A 17,908-nucleotide genomic window follows, 5' to 3' on the forward strand; every position below is an offset into this window, starting at 1 on the left:
GTTTGGTATAATAAGTTGTTGTGCCTAAATTGTATAATGGGGAAGGTACTATAAACTTAGCATTGCTTCTTGAGTTACTTTTTTAGAATTTCCTATAAAAATAGCATCACCATTTATAATTACGGGGCGACTTAAAAAGGTATAATGCTCTAAAATATACTGTTTATAATCCCGCTCGGTTAAGTTTTGGTTTTTTAAATCCATTTCTTTGTAAAGCTTGGCGCGTTTACTAAAAAGTGCTTCGTAACTTCCCGAAAGTTTTTCCATGGCTTCCAGTTGCTTTACGGTTATAGGTTCTGTTTTAATATCCTGAAGAATAAAATCTGGCGGCAGGTTTAACTCTTTTAAAATTCTAACACACGTGCTACAAGTTTTTAAATAATATACTTTTTTCATAATTTTTTATTTGAAGCAAAATAACATTAATTTTCAGTTTTATACCAATGCATTTGGAAGATGTTTTTCAATAAACTGCATTTATTTTTAGATTTTATTTAGTTTTAAAAGTATATTTATGCAAAAATTTAAAAACATGCAATTCACATTCGACGTATTAGCAAATCTTCGTGCCATGGCACAAAAACATATTGAAAACAATACTCTAGAGCAATTAAATACAATTCCAGAAGGCTTTAATAATAATATTATATGGAATGTGGCTCATATTTTAGTTACAACAGAGCTGTTAGCTTATAAATTATCTGGTTTACCCCTGCATATAAGCGATGAAATGGTTGGTAAATACAAAAAAGATAGTAAACCAGAGGGCGATGTAACTCAAGCTGAGGTTGATGACATTAAAAAACTGTTGGTGTTTACTACTAACCAACTAGAAGCCGATTACAAAAATGGCGTTTTTAAAAATTATACCGAATATACCGTGTCTACCACCGGAAACACATTAACAAGTATTGATGATGCGTTACAGTTTAACTTAGTACACGAAGGGATGCATATAGGTTATATTCTAGCCTTATCTCGTGCTGTTAAAAGTTAATACAACTTTCAATTTCATTTAAAGGAACTACAAACTCAATAATACCTGTAGAATATGGGGCAATTTCGTATGCGTTATAAAGAAGTACCATACCTTCGTCATTATACCCTATGTTTTCAGGCAAAGTAAATGTATCTAATTCCGTTTCAAAGAGATATTTTTCTTTTGTAGCTTCTCTAAAATAAGGAAGTGCTATTTGTTTAAAAGCAGCGGTATCGGTTATTAAATTTTCATTAGGAATTAGTTTCCCTGTTGAAGTTTCAAAATTCAAAAAAGAAATGTGCAACATGCCGTGAGCACCACCTGTATTTAGATAGGATGTTAAGGCTAAACTGATGATTTCTGGTGAGTTGAGCATAGTTTCACCATCAATTTGAGCGTCCCAAATTTGAGCAGTTTCAGGAAAATCATTTTGAAATTTTATAAACGCTTTATTAAATTCTGTAATGCTTTCTTCAATAGAAGCGGAAGTTATGCTATCAAGTTCTCCAATATGCAGGTTTCTTATAACTGCTTTTTCTATTTCCGAGTTAATATTGTGGGTAATAGATTTATTTCCTAGAGCTTTAGGGATGTTAACTTCTACAATTGTATTGTTTTCGGTAGTAATATTTAAGTCTTCAAAAGTAATTTTTATATCTTCTTTACAACTAAAAAATAAGGTTAAAAGGCAGATAATAATAAGACTATTTTTTTTATACATAAGTTGTGTTATTTAGCAATATTAAAGATAATTATTGCGTTTAGATATACCGAATTAAAAATGATATGATTTTAATCAAAGTAGTATATATATCCAACATTTAGCCAAAGTAACCAATCGTTATTTTTGTTCGATTCTAGTTGATGGTTAAGTCCATCAACCCAATCATTAAAATAGTATTGAAATCTTAAGTCGAGTATTAAATCGGAATACCGATTTAATTTATAGCGCATACCAACATTACTAACCATAGAAAATGTATTTCCAGGACTAGCATCTACAGAGCCAGATTCCCAACCGGAATAAAAATTGCTAGAATCTAATACATTTCCAGTAGCAGAAGGATCTGGGTTTGCGTAATTGGTGCTTACTTTTGGAGAAAATATGGTGTAATGAATTCCTAAACCAATATAAGGAGCTATTCTAGGGCTATATACTTGAAAATCTCTTATGCTTAAAGGGTAAAATTCCAGTTGAGAACCAAAATCTAGATTTTCAGCAACACCTTTGTGTGCTCTTAATTTATTGGCGTTATCAGATGTTCTGCTAGCGTCAACCCATTTTCCTAAATGTTCTAAATTGGTTTTATTGTATGAAATTTCATTTTTAATTTTAAAATGATTGATAAAGTATTTGGTGAAATCATTCCTACTTCTGTTGTATGAAAAGTTAAAATAATGCACTACACCAATTCCAAAACCAGAATTACCTCCATTTGTTTTACTGTTTTTCCGTTCACCGTAGTCTGATCGAAATTGAACCGGCCCTAAAATAATACCTATTTCATTGAATGTGTTGGACTGGCCAATTATTGACTGAAATGCAAAAAAAGAGCAAATCAAAAAAGTTAAACGCTTAGGTATAAGCATAATTAATGTTCAATTTTAAGGTATTAATATAACAAAGATATAAAAACCATAACAACAAACAATTAATACAAATAGTTGTTAGAAAAACGGAAAAACTAGTTTTACATTATTCGTAAAATTAGCACACGTATATTATGAATAATGTATATTTGTGTTGTAGAATTACATATTGTATAATTTGTATAGCATTCAAAATAAATGAAAAATAAAATTAAAGCATTTTTAGATATAGTAAAGCAAAGAAATGGTGAAGAACCAGAATTTTTACAAGCAGTAGAGGAGGTTGCAGAAACTGTAATTCCGTATATTGTTGAACATGATATATACTACGGAAAAAATATATTATTACGTATGGTGGAGCCAGAACGTGCTATTATGTTTAGAGTATGTTGGGTTGATGATGATGGCGAGATTCAAGTAAATCGTGGGTATAGAATTCAAATGAATTCTGCCATTGGTCCTTATAAAGGCGGGTTGCGTTTTCACCCAACTGTAAATATGAGTATTTTAAAATTTTTAGCTTTCGAACAAGTTTTTAAAAACAGTTTAACCACCTTACCTATGGGAGGTGGAAAAGGTGGTAGTGATTTTGATCCTAAAGGAAAAAGTGACAACGAAATTATGCGTTTTTGTCATGCTTTTATGAGTGAGTTATTTAGACATATTGGTTCAAATACAGATATTCCGGCGGGAGATATTGGTGTGGGGTCTCGCGAAATAGGATTTCTTTTTGGTATGTACAAAAAGCTTAGAAATGAGTTTACAGGAGTATTAACTGGAAAAGGAATATCTTGGGGAGGATCCTTAATAAGACCAGAAGCTACAGGTTATGGCAATGTTTATTTTGCGCAAAAAATGCTTGAAACTAAAAATGAGAGTTTTAAAGGTAAAACTGTTTTAGTTTCTGGTTCTGGAAATGTAGCGCAGTATGCTGCGGAAAAAGTGCTGCAATTGGGTGGTAAGGTGCTTACCCTCTCAGATTCTTCTGGATATATTTATGATGAAGATGGTATAGATGCCGAGAAATTAGCCTTTATCATGACTCTTAAAAACGTTAAACGTGGTCGAATTAGTGAATATTTGGAGCGCTACCCTGAAGCAATTTTTGAAAAAGGAAAAACACCTTGGGGCGTTAAATGCGATATTGCTTTGCCTTGTGCAACCCAAAATGAATTAAACGAAGCCGATGCTAAATTGCTAATAAGTAATGGGTGTATTTGTGTGAGTGAAGGCGCTAATATGCCATCAACAAAAGAAGCTATTGCTATATTTCATAAAGCAAAAATATTATTTGCACCTGGCAAAGCTTCAAACGCAGGAGGTGTTGCTACGTCTGGTTTAGAAATGACACAAAATTCGTTACGTTTTAACTGGACTAGAGAAGAGGTTGATAATAAGTTAAAAGAAATCATGTCCGATATTCATAAATCATGTTTAAAATATGGAACCGATAAAGATGGTTATGTTGATTATGTTCGTGGAGCCAATATAGCTGGTTTTGTTAAAGTGGCCGATGCCATGTTAGCACAAGGTATTGTTTAATTTTGTGAATTCTAAGTATAAATTTTCAACTGTAAACTTACTTAAAGTATAGTCGGTGATATAGTTCTATTTTTCTTTTTACCAAATTTTATGAAAAAAGTACTAGGTTTTAAACTAAAACTTAGTACTTTTTTTGTATTCTTTTAAACGTGTGTGGAAACTTTTTTAATAAGCATATTATATTTTTTTGAAGTTAAATTCGTTAGATATGAATATATTTGAATTTGAATACATTTTATGTTGTTTTATTCAGGGGATTATTAAACAGTAATTACGCTAAAAAAGATGTTTAAAAAAATTGTAATTTTTCTAATCTATATGTGGCCCCTTTTGCAGTTTGCACAGGATTTTTCCAATCTTTGGGAAGGGTATTTTTCATATAATAAAGTAACCGATGTAGTCGTTGGTAACAATAAAATATATGGTGCTTCTGAGAATGCCATATTTACTTTTGATACTCAAACACATCATTTAGAAGAAATAACAACTGTAAACGGTTTATCTGGAGAAACGATTTCTACTATATATTATAGTGAAATGTATGAGTTATTAGTCATTGGTTATCATAATGGTTTAATAGAGATTGTTTTTGATAATGGTGAGGTATTATCAGTGGTTGATATTGTTAATAAAACAACAATTACAGATAATAAAAAAAAAATAAACCATATTACGGCGTATCATAATTATATTTATTTATCCACAGGGTATGGTATTTCTACTTTCGATTTAGAGCGTTTAGAGTTTGGAGATTCTTATTTTATCGGTAATTTGGGCGCTCAGATTGAAGTGAGGCAAATAGCTATTTTTGAAGGAAATATTTACGCTGCTTGCCGTAATGGCGGTGGCGTTAAAAAAGCTCCCATTACGAGCCCTAATTTAATCGATTATAAGAATTGGGAAACGATACATGTTGCCGAATTTTATACTTTGCAAGTGGTTCAAAACAAATTGTTTGCAGTGGCTTTTAATAAGTGGTCTTTTGAAATTACTAATCAAGGTTTTAATCGTTTGTTTTTACTACCCAATTTACCTCTTAGTTCAAGTAGCATAGAAGATAAATTGGTTATTACCACTAAGAATGACGTTTTTGTTTATGATATTGATTTTAATTTAATTGTTCAGGCTTCTAAAAATGAAGAGTTTTCAACATCTTTTAATTCTGCTAAAATATATGCCGATCGTATCTATATTGGAACAAACGATTTCGGAATTTTATCTACCTCTATTTTAAACCCTATGGATTACGAGGAAATTCATCCCGATGGGCCGTTGTTGAATATTCCATTTTCTATTCAAGCCGAACCCAATGGTATTTGGGTTACCTATGGTGCTTATGATTTATTTTATAATCCATATGGAAGCGGAGGCTTAAATGCTAGGGGAGTGAGTCACTTAAATAACGGAGAATGGATAAATACTAAATATGAAAATGTTTTTGGTGCTCGGGTATTAAATGATATATCTGTAAACCCAAATAATGCTAATCAAGTTTTTATCAGTTCCTTTTTTAGAGGTATGCTTGAATTTATTGACGATGTTCCTGCACAGATATATAATCAAACAAATAGTACCTTAGAATCCTTAAAAATATCTAATCCAAATTATATAGATGTTCGTATTGGTACTTCAACTTTTGACCAAAATGGCATATTATGGGTTACTAACAGTAAAATAGCAAACCCATTAAAATCACTAAATCCAACAAATAATACTTGGGTAAGTTATGATTTTGAAAGTTTAATTACAGACAAGTTAATCCAAGATAGAGGCTATGGAGATCTTGTTGTAGGTAGAGATAATACCAAATGGATGGCAAGTGCCGATAATGGGCTTATTGGTTTTAATGAAAATAATGGAAACTCATTAATAAAAATTATTGATGATGACGGAAATTTACCAGATAAAGCCATTAAAGCTTTAGCTATAGATAATACAAATCAACTATGGATTGGTACAGAAATAGGTTTAAGAGTATTATACAATACGTCCAATTTTTTTACAGATGAAAATTTAAGTGCAGATGAAATAATTATTGAAGAAGATGGTATTGCCAAAGAACTTTTAGCAGACCAATTTATTTCGGATATAAAAGTCGATGGATCGAATAATAAATGGATTTCAACTATGGATTCTGGTGTTTTTTATTTATCGTCAAATGGGCAAGAAACTATATATCATTTTACTACAGATAATTCTCCGTTGCCGTCTAACGATGTAAAAGATATCTCTATTGATGAAACTAATGGCTTAATCTATTTTGCAACCAGTAAAGGTTTGGTGTCTTTTAAGTCTGGTGGTTCACAGTCAACCGACGATTTAAAAACCGTTTATGCTTATCCAAATCCAGTTCGACCTAATTTTGATATCGTTGAAAAAAAGGTGAAAATTAAAAACATTTCCGATAATGTAAACATAAAAATCACCGATATCGAAGGCAATTTAGTCGCCGAGGCACAATCCAGAATAAATCTTAGGTATAATAATTACAACCTCGAAATAGACGGAGGAACCGTATATTGGAATGGTAAAAATATGGCAAATAATATTGTAGCCTCTGGTGTGTATTTAATTATGATTTCAGATTTAGACACTTTCGAAACCAAAGTGGTAAAATTAATGGTGATAAGATAATGCTTATTAAAACCCCCGCTATCGTATTGTCTAAATTAAAATATAGAGACAACGATTTAATTGTAAAATGTTACACTAAGGAATTAGGAATTGTTAGTTTTTTGCTTCGAGGTGTTTTAAAAAGTAAAAAAGGCAATACCAAAGTTGCTTATTTTCAATTACTTTCTCAATTGGAAATAACGGTTAATTATAAAGAAAACAGGTCGTTACAAAACTTAAGTGAAGTACGCATAAATCATTTATATAGTAGTTTACATACCCATGTGTTAAAAAGCGCAATTGTGATGTTTTTATCCGAAGTTTTAAGCAGCGCTTTGCGAGAAGAAGAACAAAATGAAACTTTATTTAGTTACCTGGAAACTACTTTATTGTGGCTCGATGAGCAAAATGATTATGCTAATTTTCATCTGTTGTTTTTACTGAATTTATCTAAATATTTAGGCTTTTATCCTGATGTAACCGATAGTGAATTGGATCATTTTAATTTAGTTGAAGGTAAGTTTCAAGTAAAACAAGATTTTAGAAACACCATTACTGGTGAAGATTTAAACCTTCTAAAAAAATTATTAGAAACTACTTTTGAGACCTTGCAAAATCTAAAGATTAATGCTCGACAAAGGCAGTCGTTTTTAAATATGATTTTACTGTATTTTGAATTACATTTGGGCAGTTTTAAACAACCAAAATCATTGAAGATTTTCAATCAAGTTTTTAGTTAATCATGAAATGTTTTTACTATATTTTTTTCCTTTTATATACATGGGCTGCCTGTGCTCAAAATATAAAAGTGCTTAATAAAACCACGCAAGAACCTGTTTTTGGAGTTGCTATTTATAATGTCGATAAATCCAAATTTGAAGTTACAAACTTTATGGGAGAAGTTTCTTTAAGCGACTTTCAAGACACCGAAGTTATTTATTTTAAGCATTTGTCTCATGTTTTAAAGCAAACCACAAAGCAAGAAATTGGTACATCCCATAAAGTGTTTTTAGAGTCTAATACCGAAGGACTTCAAGAAATCGTTATTTCGGCTTCAAAATTTGAACAAAATAAAAGAGATATTCCTCAAAAAATAGTAAGTCTAAACGCTAAAAATGTACAGTTTACAAACCCACAAACCAGTGCCGATGTATTAGTAACTACGGGGCAAGTGTATGTGCAAAAAAGTCAAATGGGTGGAGGTAGCCCAATGATTCGTGGGTTTTCAACCAATAGATTATTAATTACGGTAGATGGTGTACGTATGAATAATGCCATTTTTAGAGGTGGAAATCTTCAAAATGTAATTGCCATCGATCCGTTTTCAATTCAAAATACCGAAGTAACCTTGGGAGCAGGCTCTGTAATTTACGGAAGCGATGCTATTGGAGGCGTTATGAGTTTTTTTACACAAAAACCACAATTATCTTACACAGATTCACTTCTTATAAAATCGAATGTTGTGGCGCGATATGCTTCAGCAAGTCATGAAAACACGGGGCATTTCGATATTAATTTAGGATATAAAAAATGGGGGTTTGTTACCAGCGCGAGCTATACCGATTTTGGTGATTTAAAAATGGGAAAAAATGGCCCAGACGATTATTTAAGACCCGAATATGTGGTGGTAGAAAACGGTACAGATGGTATTCAAGAAAATTCTAATCCGTTAGTGCAAAAACATTCTGGTTACAATCAATTAAATCTAATGCAAAAAGTACGCTACGAACCTTTTGAAAATTTAAGCTTCGATTTAGGTTTGTTTTACACGACATCGTCAAATATTCCTAGATACGACCGCTTAATTCGATACCGAAGTGGAACGCTGCGTTCCGCAGAATGGAATTATGGGCCACAAAATTGGTTTATGTCCAATTTGCAGGTGACTAAATTAAGTAGTAATTCTAATTTGTACGATAAAATAAAAGCTACTGTGGCGTATCAAAATTTTGAAGAAAGCCGAATGGATCGCGATTTTCAATCATCTATTAGAAGTGTTCGGGAAGAAGCTGTAGATGCATATTCATTTAATTTAGATTTAGAAAAAACTTTAAATTCCAAATTGCAATTCTTTTATGGTTTCGAATATATTTATAATAAAGTATCATCAATTGGAACGGATGAGAATGTCGATACAAATACGGTAGACTCTACCGTTTCCCGTTACCCAAATGGCGCTACATGGCAATCGGCTGCGGTTTATTCTAGCATAAAATATAAACCAAATAGTAAGTTTGTATTGCAATCGGGCTTGCGTTTTAATCAGGTAATTTCTAAAGCCGATTTCACCGATAATAACGCCTATTTAAATTTACCTTTTACCACGGCTAATAACGAAGCTGGAGCGCTCACCGGAACCGCGGGAGTGAGTTGGTCGCCAAATAATATTATGCAGTGGAAGCTGAATGCGTCTTCGGCATTTAGAGCGCCAAACATTGACGATATTGGTAAAGTTTTCGATTCCGAACCGGGTTCTGTAGTCGTTCCAAACGACGATTTAAAACCAGAATATGCCTATGGCGGTGAGTTAGGTTTAAAATTAAATTTTAAGGATAAGCTTATTTTAGATTTAAACACCTATTATACCTATTTAGATAACGCTTTGGTGCGTAGAGATTATAGTTTGAATGGTGAGACAGAAATTATGTACGATGGCGAATTGAGCAACGTGCAAGCCATTCAAAATGCATCCAAAGCTTGGATTTATGGTTTTGAAGTTGGCATGAAATACAATATTTCTAAAGCATTAAATATCACGTCTCAATATAGTATTGTTCGCGGTACCGAGGAAGATGAAGGTGTTGAGGTTCCCGCTAGGCACGTGGCACCATATTTTGGAAATACCCATATAACATGGGTGAAGGACAAGTTGAAACTCGATGCTTTTACTAATTATAATGCCGAATTATCGTTTGATGAATTAGCGCCTTCCGAAATTGAAAAAGATTATATTTATGCGTTAGACCAGGATGGAAATCCGTATTCGCCAGCTTGGTACACCTTAAATTTTAGAATGCAATATCAAATCCATAAATTCACATCCATTTCAGCAAGTGTTGAGAATATTACCAACCAACGTTATAAAACCTATTCGTCTGGAATTGCGGCTGCCGGATTAAATGTCATTTTAGCATTAAAGTACACGCTGTAAATTCAGTATAAAATATTTTAGTTAACTTCATTGTAATTTTTATTGATTATGCAACGCCCTATAAAAACATATACTTTGGAGGAAGCTACCAGGAAAATGGAGCATTATTGTGCGTATCAGGAGCGGTGCCATCTGGAGGTTAAGCAAAAATTAATCGCGATGAAAATGATTCCTGAAATCATCGATGTAATTACGGTGCACCTTATAGAGCATAATTTTCTTAATGAAGAACGCTTTGCAAAAGCCTTTGTACGCGGAAAATTCCGGATTAAACATTGGGGAAAAGGACGCTTGTCTTTTGAACTTAAAAAAAAAGATATCGGGAAAACAAATATAAATAAAGCACTGGCTGAAATCGCCGATGATGAGTATATCGAGGTTTTTAATAATTTAACCGAACAAAAAGCCGAGACCTTAAAAGAAACTAACGTTTTAAAAAAACGTAAAAAGTTTATCGACTATTTTTTATACCGTGGTTGGGAATCTCATTTGGTTTATGACAAAGCTTATCAAATAATAAAATAACGGTTAATCGGGTGTTTTAATCGTTGAATTCATCAGGTTTGGAAATATCTCAAAAAAGCTTTAAGTTTTTAAATTTGATTAAGAATAATCCTGCTTTTTTTGATCAATAAAACTATCAAAATCAGTAAAATCTTTTAACTTTATAAACAATTTAATGAAACCTAAAATATTAAAAGGAAGCATTGCTTTTTATTAATAGGATCATTTTTTATTAAATCTGCGTTTATTTTCATTTAACACCTCTATTTATGTCTTTTAAAAAGTTTTTAACCTTCGCGCTGCTTGTCATTACTTTTGCATCTTGTAAAAAGAAAGTAGAAGAAACCGATAATATTTTTAAATTTCGAGATTATATAAGTTATACCACTTCGGGACGGACTTCGGTGGCTAAGCCTATTCAAATTAACTTAACAAAACCCGTTGGAGGTTGGGAAATGAACCAAGAAATTACCGATAATATTCTGGACATAAAACCGCATGTTGAGGGTAAGCTTATCGTTGGAAACAATCATACATTACTTTTTACTCCTGACGAATATTTAGATTCGGACACCGAATACACCGTTACCGTGAAACTTGGAGAAATCTATAACGATATATCGGAAGGTTATAAAAATTATACATTTCAGTTTAAAACCATAACCCCAAATTTTAATATTGAAACTAATAATTTACAGTCCTACAGCAAAAATTGGCAATACCTTGAAGGTGTTATAAAATCGGCAGATATTATGGCACTTAACGATGCTAAAACTTTAGTTGAAGCATCGCAAAACGGTAAAAAATTAAATATTGTTTTTAATGAAGCGAGCCAAAGTGCTAAATATTTCGAATTTAAAATCGATAGTATAAGTCGTAAAATTGAAGACGATATTATTCAAGTGAAATGGAACGGGAGCGCCATTAACGCATCCAACGAAGGTGAAAATACCATGACGATTCCTGGTATTAATAATTTTACTATTGTTGAGGTTGATGTCATTCAATCGCCGGAACAGCACCTATCCATCAACTTTTCCGATCCTTTAAAAAAACAGCAAAATTTTGATGGTTTAGTAACCATTCAGAAAAGTAAAAACCCAAAATATATTGTCGATGGCAATGTGTTAAAAGTGTATCCATCCAGTAAGTTGGTGGGGAATATTCAGGTTGATGTTTTTCAAGGTATTAAAAACACCGATAATTTTAAATTGAAGCAACCCTTTTCTGAAACCATTGCTTTTGAAGAGTTAAAACCTCAAGTGCGATTAATTAGTAATGGCACCATTTTGCCCAATTCCGAAGCCTTAAAATTTAATTTTGAAGCCGTTAATTTAAGTGCCGTAGATGTGCGAGTTATCAAGATTTTTGAAGATAATGTCCTGCAGTTTCTTCAAGATAATAATTTGAATTCTAATAATAGATACGATATAAAAAAGGTTGGTCGCCGTATTGCAAAACAAACTATAAAGTTGCAGTCTGCTGCCGAAAACACTGGAAAATGGAAAGCATATAGCATCGATTTATCTCGATTTTTTCAAGCCGATCCTGGTGCTATTTATCGCGTGGAGTTAAGTTATGAAAAAGCCTATTCATTATACGATTGCGAAGCAAATCCAACAACTTCAAATTCCGAAGATGATGGTTATAATGAATATTACGAGGAAGATTATTACGAAGGCGATTACGCTGATATGGACTCCGAAGATGAAGAGTTACGCGAAGAAGCCTATTGGGATAATTTAACCTATCGCTATAAAGATTACAGTTATAATTGGCGCGAAGAAAACAATCCCTGCCACGAGGCTTATTACGGCGAAGGCAAAATAGTATCCCAAAATTTATTGGCTTCAAACCTAGGCGTTATTGCAAAACAAGGGGCGAATAATTCCTATTACTTTGCGGTAACTAATATTTTAAATACCAACCCGGAGGCTAATGCTAAAGTGACTATTTATAATTTTCAGCAACAAGAATTAGCCAGTCGAAATACCGATGAAGAAGGTTTAACCATAATCGATTCCGATAAAAAAGCTGCTTTTGCTATTGTTTCCAAAGGTAAAAACACAACTTATATAAAACTTAGTGATGCCAACTCGTTATCGCTAAGTAAATTTGATGTTTCTGGAGATCGTTTACAACGCGGTCTTAAAGGCTATATTTACGGTGAGCGTGGTGTTTGGAGACCGGGAGATACCTTGCATTTAACTTTTATGCTGAATGATAAAACCAATAAATTACCAAGCGGTCACCCTGTAAAACTGGAAATTACAGATCCCAACGGAAAACTAGTTTATAAAAAGGTAACCGCAGATCATTTAAACAATGTTTTTAAATTCACCGTACCAACGTCAGATGAAGATAAAACCGGTCAGTATAACGCTAAGGTTTCTGTTGGTGGTGCCACCTTTTATAAAGGACTAAAAATTGAAACGGTTAAACCAAACCGATTAAAAATTAAAGTTGCTTTTGAAGATGAAATTTTAACAAGTAATAATCCACTAAAAGGCACATTAGATGTAAAATGGTTGCATGGGGCCGTTGGAAAAAACTTAAAAGCAGAAATTAAAGCCAAGTTTAGCACGGCTTACACGGCTTTTGAAAACTATAAGCAATATACATTTAACGATCCTACTCGTAATTTTCAAACTGAAGAAACCATTGTTTTTGAAGGTAAAGTGGACGAAAATGGTTTAGCAACTATTAATAATAAACTCGCTGTTGGTAAAAATGCACCAGGTATGCTGAATGCGCAATTTTTAGTACGAGCATTTGAAAATGGCGGCGATTTCTCCATGGATGCCTTTACTAAACAGTATGCGCCTTATGAGTCCTTTGTGGGATTACGTTCTCCAAAAGGGAATGCTTATGGTTCCTTTTTTACAGATGAAAATCAAGCTTTCGATGTGGTTGTTGTGGATGCTCAAGGAAAACCTTTAAAACGAAATAACCTTGAGGTTAAAGTGTATAAAATAGAATGGCGTTGGTGGTGGAATTCATCTTATGATGATTTATCGAGTTACGTATCTAGTAGTTATCACAAGCCATATTCTAATTCTAAAATTAACACGGATGCAAATGGAAAAGGCACGTTCAATTTAAAAATTCCTAATGAGGATCGCGGACGTTATTTAATACGAATCTCCGATCCCGTTAGTGGGCATGCCACAGGGCGTACTGCTTATTTTTATAAAAATTGGTGGCAAAATTCCGGGTCGAATGATAAGGAAGCTGCAAAAATGCTTGTTTTTTCAGCCGATAAAGAAAAATATAATGTTGGTGAAACAGCAAAATTAACCTTTGCTTCGGGTAGCGAGGGGCGCGCTTTAGTGAGTGTTGAAAACGGTACCGAAGTGCTAAGTACCAAATGGGTGAAAACGCAAAAAGGCGAAACGGTAGTCGAGGTGCCTATAGTTTCTCAAATGGCGCCAAACGTGTTTGTAAATATTTCATTATTACAGCCACATGCTATTTCGGCCAACGATTTACCTATTCGTTTATATGGCGTAATTCCAATAATGGTGGAAGATCCCGCAACTAAATTGGAGCCAGAATTAGAGATGCCCGATGTACTGCGTCCGGAACAAAAGTTTGATATAAAAATTACAGAAAAAAATAATAAACCCATGACTTACACTATTGCGGTGGTCGAGGAAGGTTTGCTAGATTTAACCCGATTTAAAACCCCAAATGCATGGAACGAATTCTATAAACGTGAAGCTTTGGGTGTAAAAACTTGGGATGTTTTCGACGATGTTATTGGCGCGTATTCCGGAAGTATCGATCAAGTTTTTGCCATTGGTGGTGATGGTAGTGCAGCCGGTGGAAAAAATAAAAAAGCCAACCGTTTTAAACCCGTGGTTACGTATTTAGGCCCTTTTAAATTAGAAGCAGGCCAAAGCAAAACCCACAGTGTAAAACTTCCCAATTATATTGGAGCCGTGCGTGCCATGGTGGTTGCAGGCGATAATGATCATGAGGCTTACGGTAGCACCGATAAATCTGTTGAAGTTAAAAAACCTTTAATGGTTTTAGCAACGCTTCCGCGGAAGTTGAGTCCGGGTGAAAAAGTGATGCTTCCGGTAACGGTTTTTGCTATGGAACCTAAAGTTAAAAATGTAAGTATTAGTTTGAAATTGAGCGATGGCATTTCAGTGGTTGGTGAACAAAATAAAACCATGACTTTTGCGCAGCCCGATGAACAAATGACGTATTTTGAACTGGATGTCAGTCAAGCAAAAGGGATCAATACCGTTGAGGTTATTGCGACTGGACATGGTGAAAAATCGAGCTATAAAGTAGAATTGGATGTGGTGAACCCCAACCCGATAACATCGAAAGCTATCGATAAAACCTTGGAAGCAAATGCGAATGAAACGCTTAGTTTTTCAACATTTGGTGTTGCGGGAACAAATACGGCGACAGTAGAGTTCTCTACTTTGCCTCCAATGGACTTTTCACGTCGTTTGCAGTACTTAATTCAATATCCGCATGGCTGTGTTGAGCAAACGACGTCGAGCGTGTTTCCGCAGTTGTTTTTAGTTGATATTTTCGATCTTACTTTTGATAAGAAAACCGAAATTCAAACGAATATTGAAAAAGGGATTAAGCGTTTAAGTCATTTTCAAAGGCCAAATGGCGGTTTAAGTTATTGGATTGGCGAAAATGCCGCCGATGATTGGGGCACTAGTTATGCAGGGCATTTTATGATTGAAGCCGAAAAGAAAGGCTTTGTATTGCCATTAACTTTTAAAAGCAATTGGATAAAATACCAAACGCAATCGGCTCGGGATTGGCGACCAAGCTACCAAAGTTATAATTCCGATTTAGCACAAGCGTACCGATTATATACGTTGGCGTTGGCGGGAAGTCCAGATCTATCCAGTATGAACCGTTTGCGCGAGTTTAGCGAAATCTCTAACGAAGCCAAATGGCGCTTAGCAGCGGCTTATGCTTTGGCGGGACAAAAAGAGGCGAGTGATGCTATTTCTAAAACCGCAAACATTAATTTCAAACCGTTAAAAAATAATTATTATACCTACGGATCGGTGGATAGAAACCGTGCTATGGCTTTAGAAACTATGGTGCTGACCAAAAACACACAAATGCGCGATTTGGCAGAAACCATTGCAAAAGATTTATCGAGCAATCGCTGGATGAGTACACAAACCTCGGCGTTTAGTTTATTGGCTATGGCCAAAATGGTAAATGTTAATGGCGGAAAAGCGCTAAACTTAAGTTATTCTATCAACGGAAAAGAAGAAACGATAGCGTCTAAAAACGCGATTGCACAACGCGAGTTGCAAGTAAATGACGGCGCTAACACGATCACTTTAACCAACCAAAAAGATAACTTAGTGTATGTTCGAGTTTTAAATTCCGGAAAATTACCGTTGGGTAGCGAATTGGCCGAACAACGTGGTTTAAGTGTTTCGGTGGTTTATAAAAATTTAGAAGGGAACAAAATAGATGTTTCTAAATTACAGCAAGGTCAGGATTTTGTGGCTACCGTTCAGGTGAGTAATTTAAAAGATTACGATGTGAATGATATTGCGTTAACCCAAATATTCCCATCGGGATGGGAAATTGTAAATACGAGATTCACCGCTTTTGGTAGCAGTACAACAAGTCAAGCACGTTTTACAGATATTCGTGACGATCGTGTAAATTTCTATTTCGATTTACCCGAAAAAGGAAAGTACAGCACCAAAACGTTTAATGTGATGCTGAATGCGTCTTATTTAGGAACGTACTATTTATACGGCGTGCAAGCGGAAGCGATGTATGATAACGACTTTTTAGTACGAACCAAAGGGCAATGGGTAGAGGTTGAAAAGTAATAGCTTGGGGGAAAGCGTAGGGCTTATGATAGTGTTGGCTGTAATTACCGAAAATCACTTTATTTGTATATTTACTAAAAAATCACAATTTGAAATACTATTTATTCCTTGATGAAAGTGGAGACCACGGATTAAAGACAATAGACAAAAGCTTTCCGATTTTTTTATTGTGTGGGATTCTTATTTCTGAGGAAAATTATAAGTCAATTAGAGCCGAAATTAATCAAATAAAAACTGAATTTTGGAATAATAAGAATGTAATATTTCATTCAAGAGATATTCGGAAATGTAATAACGAATTCCAAATATTATTTGATTTAGACACCAAAAATAAATTCTATGAAGCTATTAATAGATTAGTAGAAAAACCTTTATACAAAATTATTGCCGCTTCAATAAGTAAAACTGAATTCATAAAAAAATATGGGAAATTAGAAAATGATGTTTATGAAATATCTCTTTCTTTTATTCTCGAAAGAACTGTCTTTTGTTTAGATGATCTTGGAAATTGTAATGAGTTAGAAATAATCATTGAAAGACGAGGAAAAAAAGAGGATACAAAATTAGGAGAACATATACAAAAAGTCAGACAAATTGGAACGTACTATGTCAATTCAGAAAGAATTAAAAACTACGGTTTCAAGTCTAAATTTAGTTGGAAAAATGAAAATATTAATGGACTTCAACTTTCTGATTTAATCGCTTATCCGATTGCAAGGAGCATTTTAAATCCACAAGGAGTAAATTTATCATTTGCCAAATTCAAGCATAATTTTTACACAAAAAATGGAAGAGTTTACGGACTTAAGAAATTTCCTTAAAAAACAAAAAGGCTGAGAAAACTCAACCTTTTATGCCGACCAGGGACACCCCAATCCTAATATTTTTAATAACAATTCTTTTAATTTGTTATAGTGCAAAAGTAGTAAAAATAAATAACTACACCAAATACAGTTTGTGAAAAACAGCTTAATAAGTGTTAAAAACTATTTGCATTGCTTATTTAATAATGTTGTATTAATCGGAAAAGTATTCGTTTCCTTACGCGCTACTTTTCAAGATATACAAACCCATTAAAGAAACAAACATAAAAAAACCGATAGAAATTAATTTCTATCGGTTTTTTACGTAAAAATTACTGAAACAAATCAGAATTTTTAAGATTATTATAAGTTAAATACAGCACCTAAATTAACCGTAAATTGGTTATGTAAAGTTTCAGCGGCAGTTAAGTTTTCAGATTTATACTTTGCAAATGGCGTGTTGAACTCTGTGTAAATACCAAAACCTTCTGTAAAAAAGTAACGTGCTCCTAAATGCCCACCAAAGTTTTTAAGACCAATACTTAAGCCGGGGTAAATATCAAAATTAGGGTCTACATTAATAACATTTCCTAAGTTTGCGTTAAAGCGTGCTCTAAGGTCAAAACGTGTATCGAAAGCATCGTCTAAAACAACATCATTAACCCCTAAAAGGTATGTTGATGATAAACCTAAAGATATGTTTTCTCCAACTCCAAAGTCGTAACTTACATTAATGCCGCTTCCGTTGTCTTGCAAATTAGCACCAACCTGGAATTTGTTATCTCCTTTACCTACAAATGCTTGCGAATTTGCAAACGAAACGCTAAGTACAACAAGTACGAATACAATTAAATTTTTTTTCATAATTTTTAATCTTATTTAATAA

Annotated in this window: 12 protein-coding genes; 8 read left to right on the top strand and 4 right to left on the bottom strand. The window is 33.6% G+C overall.

Going from position 1 to position 17,908, the window contains the following annotated elements; all coding sequences use genetic code 11:
- Positions 1 to 48: 48 nt before the first annotated feature.
- A complete protein-coding gene (locus tag FQU21_RS09205) occupies positions 49 to 396 on the bottom strand; it encodes an arsenate reductase family protein (protein WP_147677713.1) in 348 nt (115 codons plus the stop codon).
- Positions 397 to 514: 118 nt separating this feature from the next.
- On the opposite strand from FQU21_RS09205, the gene FQU21_RS09210 reads away from it, so the two are divergent.
- The gene (locus FQU21_RS09210; protein ID WP_246124810.1) at positions 515 to 997 is read left to right on the top strand and encodes a DinB family protein; all 483 of its coding nucleotides are present in this window, start codon (positions 515 to 517) and stop codon (positions 995 to 997) included.
- Here FQU21_RS09210 and FQU21_RS09215 read toward each other — a convergent pair.
- Together FQU21_RS09215 and FQU21_RS09220 are read right to left on the bottom strand one after the other, a co-directional pair.
- Positions 987 to 1,700, bottom strand: coding sequence for a DUF3298 and DUF4163 domain-containing protein (locus FQU21_RS09215; RefSeq protein WP_147677714.1), 714 nt, complete (start codon positions 1,698 to 1,700; stop codon positions 987 to 989). The genes FQU21_RS09210 and FQU21_RS09215 overlap by 11 nt on opposite strands.
- Positions 1,701 to 1,771: 71 nt before the next feature.
- On the bottom strand, positions 1,772 to 2,569 hold the full coding sequence (locus FQU21_RS09220) for a THC0290_0291 family protein (protein WP_246124811.1): 798 nt from the start codon (positions 2,567 to 2,569) through the stop codon (positions 1,772 to 1,774).
- 198 nt (positions 2,570 to 2,767) lie between these two features.
- Between FQU21_RS09220 and gdhA the strand changes: the two genes are divergently transcribed.
- The 7 genes from gdhA (at position 2,768) to FQU21_RS09255 (ending at position 17,040) form a co-directional block, all read left to right on the top strand.
- A complete protein-coding gene (gene gdhA, locus FQU21_RS09225) occupies positions 2,768 to 4,111 on the top strand; it encodes an NADP-specific glutamate dehydrogenase (RefSeq protein WP_147677715.1) in 1,344 nt (447 codons plus the stop codon).
- A gap of 285 nt (positions 4,112 to 4,396) precedes the next feature.
- On the top strand, positions 4,397 to 6,745 hold the full coding sequence (porZ, locus tag FQU21_RS09230) for a type IX secretion system anionic LPS delivery protein PorZ (RefSeq protein WP_147677716.1): 2,349 nt from the start codon (positions 4,397 to 4,399) through the stop codon (positions 6,743 to 6,745).
- Positions 6,745 to 7,464 (top strand): DNA repair protein RecO, encoded by a 720-nt coding sequence (recO, locus tag FQU21_RS09235; protein ID WP_147677717.1) that lies wholly within the window; start codon positions 6,745 to 6,747, stop codon positions 7,462 to 7,464. Before porZ ends, recO begins: the two co-directional genes overlap by 1 nt.
- Positions 7,465 to 7,466: 2 nt before the next feature.
- Entirely contained in the window at positions 7,467 to 9,875 is a 2,409-nt protein-coding gene (locus tag FQU21_RS09240) for a TonB-dependent receptor plug domain-containing protein (RefSeq protein WP_147677718.1), read from the top strand.
- A 48-nt stretch (positions 9,876 to 9,923) separates the two neighbouring features.
- Positions 9,924 to 10,400 carry a regulatory protein RecX gene (locus tag FQU21_RS09245; RefSeq protein ID WP_147677719.1) on the top strand — a complete coding sequence of 159 codons (477 nt, stop codon included), beginning with the start codon at positions 9,924 to 9,926 and terminating at the stop codon, positions 10,398 to 10,400.
- A gap of 248 nt (positions 10,401 to 10,648) precedes the next feature.
- The gene (locus tag FQU21_RS09250; protein ID WP_147677720.1) at positions 10,649 to 16,219 is read left to right on the top strand and encodes an alpha-2-macroglobulin family protein; all 5,571 of its coding nucleotides are present in this window, start codon (positions 10,649 to 10,651) and stop codon (positions 16,217 to 16,219) included.
- 89 nt (positions 16,220 to 16,308) lie between these two features.
- A complete protein-coding gene (locus FQU21_RS09255; RefSeq protein ID WP_147677721.1) occupies positions 16,309 to 17,040 on the top strand; it encodes a DUF3800 domain-containing protein in 732 nt (243 codons plus the stop codon).
- A gap of 345 nt (positions 17,041 to 17,385) precedes the next feature.
- On the opposite strand, the gene FQU21_RS09260 is transcribed toward FQU21_RS09255, so the two are convergent.
- Positions 17,386 to 17,886, bottom strand: a complete 501-nt coding sequence (locus tag FQU21_RS09260) for a DUF6646 family protein (RefSeq protein WP_147677722.1) — start codon at positions 17,884 to 17,886, stop codon at positions 17,386 to 17,388.
- Positions 17,887 to 17,908: the final 22 nt, after the last annotated feature.

It is taken from the genome of Algibacter pacificus (genome assembly GCF_008033385.1).
Lineage (GTDB): Bacteria > Bacteroidota > Bacteroidia > Flavobacteriales > Flavobacteriaceae > Algibacter > Algibacter pacificus.